Annotated in this window: 4 protein-coding genes; all 4 read right to left on the reverse strand. The window is 69.0% G+C overall.

Annotated elements, in window-relative coordinates; genetic code table 11:
* A partial coding sequence (locus tag JYJ84_RS30120) for an ABC transporter permease (protein ID WP_205189858.1) occupies nucleotides 1-1,156 on the reverse strand: 1,156 nt, incomplete at its 3' end.
* A gap of 4 nt (nucleotides 1,157-1,160) precedes the next feature.
* Entirely contained in the window at nucleotides 1,161-2,315 is a 1,155-nt protein-coding gene (locus tag JYJ84_RS30125; RefSeq protein WP_175223511.1) for an ABC transporter permease, read from the reverse strand.
* Nucleotides 2,316-2,336: 21 nt separating this feature from the next.
* Nucleotides 2,337-3,035, reverse strand: coding sequence for an ABC transporter ATP-binding protein (locus JYJ84_RS30130; protein ID WP_027788609.1), 699 nt, complete (start codon nucleotides 3,033-3,035; stop codon nucleotides 2,337-2,339).
* Between the two features lie 5 nt (nucleotides 3,036-3,040).
* A partial coding sequence (locus tag JYJ84_RS30135; protein WP_205189859.1) for an efflux RND transporter periplasmic adaptor subunit occupies nucleotides 3,041-4,084 on the reverse strand: 1,044 nt, incomplete at its 5' end.

Below are 4,084 nucleotides of genomic sequence, written 5' to 3' on the forward strand. Positions count from 1 at the left end.
GCAGCGCGTCGACGATCTTCAGCCGCGCGGCGCGCATCGCCGGCAGGAACCCGCCGACGAGCCCCATCACGAGCGAGAACAGCAGTGTCTTCACGACGATCGCGGGCGTCAGCACGAAGCGGAACGACAGGTCCGCGAAGGTCTGGAAGTTGGTCGTCGAGAACGATGCGAACTGCATCAGCGACGCGCACGCGAGCCCCGCGACGCCGCCGACGAAGCCGAGCAGCAGCGCTTCGAGCAGGAACGCGGCGAGCACGTTGGTGCGCTTGAAGCCGAGCGCGCGCAGCGTGCCGATCTCGGCGACGCGGTTCGCGACCGACGCATACATCGTGATCATCGCGCCGATCATCGCGGCGATCGAGAAGATCGTCGACAGCGTGATGCCGAGGATGTTGATGAACTTCGACAGTGCCCTCGACTGGTCGCCGTAGAAGGTCTGTTCGCGTTTCGCCTCGTCGGTGAGGCGCGGGTCGACGTCGATGTCGGCCTTGAAGCGCGCGAAGCCGTCGGCGCTCGGGATGCGCAGCACCATCGACGAATAGCTGGTGCGCCGGAACGACTGCATCAGCTGGTCGACGTCGCCCCAGATCTCCGAATCGAAGCCGCTGCCGCCTGCATCGAAGATGCCGACGATGGTCCAGTCGCGCTGCGCGAAGTGCAGGCTGTCGCCGAGTTGCGTGCCGCTGAACCCTTTCGCGATCGCGCTGCCGACGACGATTTCCGACGAGCCGGGCGTGAACAGGCGGCCGGCGACGAGCTTCACGTGCGGGCGCAGCGCGAGGCCGGCCGGCGACACGCCGCGGATCACGACGTTCGACGGCTTGCCGGTCGACGTCTTCACCAGCGAGATCAGCACGACCGCCTCCTTCGAGACCAGCGGCCGGCCGTCGGGGCCGAGCGCGACGGCCGGGTGCATCTCGAGCGCGTTGGCCTGCTGGTGGTCGATCGAACTCTGGATCTCGGTTTCGGCGCCCTTGCGGATCACCACCGCGTTGTCGGGTTCGCCGGTCGACACGAGCGTCTTCGTGAGCCCCGCGTCGAGCATCTGCACCGTCGCGAACACGAAGATCACGAGCGCCATCCCGCCGGCGGTCAGCGCGGTGGTGAGCCGCCGGGTCCACAGATTGCGCGCGATGTAGTTGAGCGGGATCGCCATGCGCCTAGCCAATTGCCCGCAGGCCCTCGACGACCCGCACGCGCGCCGCCTGCCACGCCGGCGCGATCGCGGCCGCGAAGCCGACCGCGACCGAGCACGCGGCCTGCAGCGCCACCGTCTCGGTCGACACCTTGAACACCGGGAAGATGCCGCCGGCCGCCTGCTTGAACAGGCTGGCGGCGGGCGGCGTCGCGAGGATCCCGAGCCCGCCGCCGGCCACCGCGATCACGACCGATTCGCCGAACACGATCAGCGCGAGGAACCCGGGGCCGAAGCCGAGCGCCTTCAGCGTCGCGTATTCGGCCGTGCGTTCGCGCGCGCTCATCGCCATCGCGTTGGCCATCACGGCCATGATGATCAGGATCACGACGTACGACACGAGACGGATCGCCGCGATGATCTGGTTCGACATCGCGACGAAGCCGAGCTGGAACGCCTGCTCGGTCTCGGTCAGCGTTTCGGCGAGCGAGTTCTTGAACACCGCGTCGACGTTGCGCGCGATCGACGCGCCGTCGTCGGGGTTCGCGACGCCGAGCACGAACACGCCGACCTGGTCGGCCTGCTTCGGCGTGCGCTGGCGCACCGTCTCGTTCAGGTAGTCCCAGTGGAACACCAGCTGGCGTGTGATCGTCGAGTCGTCGCGGCCGTCGAGGATCCCGCGCACGACGAAATCCCACGTGCCGGGATAGATCGTGCCCTTGAGCGGGATCACGTCGCCGATCTTGAAGCCGAACTGCGTGGCGAGCTGGCGGCCGACGAGGCAGCCGCGGCGGTCGCGGGCGTAGTCGGCGCGCTGCTGCGCCGGGATGATGAATTCCGGATACAGGTCGAGATAGTTGTCCGATACCGCGAAGCTCGCGAAGAAGTTCTTCGGGTCGCGGTAGATGCCGCCGAACCAGTTCGAGCGGACCACGGCCGTCACGCCGTCGACGCCGCGAATCCGGTTCTCGTAGCTCACGGGCAGCGGAAACACGAGCGAGATCGCGTTGCGCGTGACGAGCCGCCCGCTGGATGCAGCGGCCGCGCCCGCGTACCACGCGTCGACCACGGTATGCAGCAGCCCGAACGCCAGCACCGCGATGGTCAGCCCGAGCACGGTCAGCAGCGTGCGCAGCCGGTGCCGCAGCGCATTGCGCGCGATCAGCTTCAGCACGTACATCGTGCGCGCTCCCGCAGCCGGTCAGCCGGCGTGCCCATCGATCAGCTCCCCTTTTTCCAGATGCACGAGCGAGCGCGCGGCGCCGGCCGCATGCGCGTCGTGGGTCACCATGATGATCGTCTTGCCGAGCTCGGCGTTCATCCGCTGCAGCATCGCGAGCACGTCGGTGGCCGACGCGCGGTCGAGGTCGCCGGTCGGCTCGTCGGCGACGATCAGCACCGGGTCGGTGATCAGCGCGCGCGCGATTGCGACGCGCTGCTGCTGGCCGCCCGACAGCTCGGACGGGTAGTGGCTCGTCCGGTCGCCGAGGTTCACCATGTCGAGCACGAGTTCGACGCGCTCGCGCCGTTCGCGGCGCGACAGGTGCGTGAGCATCAGCGGCAGCTCGACGTTCTCGAACGCGGTGAGCACCGGCATCAGGTTGTAGAACTGGAAGATGAAGCCGACGTTCGCCGCGCGCCATTCGGCCAGTTGCGCTTCCGCGAGCAGCGAGATGTCGAGCCCGCCCACGCGCAGCTCGCCGCTATCGGGCCGGTCGATGCCCGCCACGAGGTTCAGCAGCGTGCTCTTGCCGGAGCCGGACGGCCCCATCAGCGCGACGAAGTCGCCTTCGCCGATGTCGAGCGTGATGTCGGTCAGCACGGGCACGATCTGGTTGCCGCGCCGGTACGACTTCGCGACGTGGCTGAGCTCGACGAGGGGCGGCGGGGCGTCGTTCACGTGCGCTACTTCTTCGCGACGGTCACTTTCGCGCCGTCCTTCAGCTTCGCGCCCGGCGCGAGCACGACCGTGTCGCCGGGCTTCACGCCGCGGATCGCGACGAGTTCGCCGATCCGCAGGCCGGCCGTCACGGCTGTCGCGTGCACGACGTCGTCCTTCACGACGAACACGACCGGCCGGCCGTCGCGCTCGACGACCGCGCTCGCCTGCACGGCTGTCACGGGCTGCCGGTCCTGCGCCGACACGGGCTTCGACAGGAATGCGATCTTCGCGCTCATGTCGGGCAGCACGCGGTCGTCGCGGTCGACGAAGCGCACCTTCACGAGCACGGTGGCCTTCGAGCGATCGACGGTCGGCACGATGCGCGACACGCGGCCCGCGAAGCGCGTGTCGGGCAGCGCGTCGAGCTGGATCTCGCACGGCTGCTCGGCGCGGATCTTCGCGATATTCGATTCGGCGACGTCGGCCTCGACCTCGAGCGTGTCCATGTCGGCGATCGTCACGACCGCGCCCTTGCTGTCCGACGCGGACGAGAACGGCGTGATGTTGTCGCCGACGTTCGCGTGCTTCGCGAGCACGATGCCGTCGAACGGCGCGCGGATCACCGTCTGGTCGACCGCGACCTGCGCGGCCTGCGCGTTGGCCTCGGCGGACGCGATCGCCGCCTGGTCGCTGCTGAGCGACGCGCGCGCCTTGTTCACGCGGGCCGTGTCGGTGTCGAGCTGCGCGGCCGGCAGGGCGCCCTTTGGCGCGAGCACCGAGGTGCGGCGCAACGCGATCTCGGCGTCCTTCAGTTCGGCCTGCTCGACGCCGAGGTTGGCACGGGCGACCTTCACCTGTGCGAGCGCCTGCGCCAGCGAGGCCTCGACGTCGCGGCTTTCGAGGCGCGCGATGATCTCGTCCTTCTTCACGCGCGTGCCTTCGAGCACGCCGAGCCATTCGACGCGCCCCTGGCCCTTCGACGCGACCGCGGCCTTGCGCTGCGGCACGACGTAGCCGGTCGCATTGAGTTGCGTGTCGTTCTGGTACGGGTAGGCGGACGTGACCGT

Origin of the sequence: Burkholderia sp. LMG 13014 (assembly GCF_905232215.1) — a bacterium.
GTDB lineage: Bacteria > Pseudomonadota > Gammaproteobacteria > Burkholderiales > Burkholderiaceae > Burkholderia.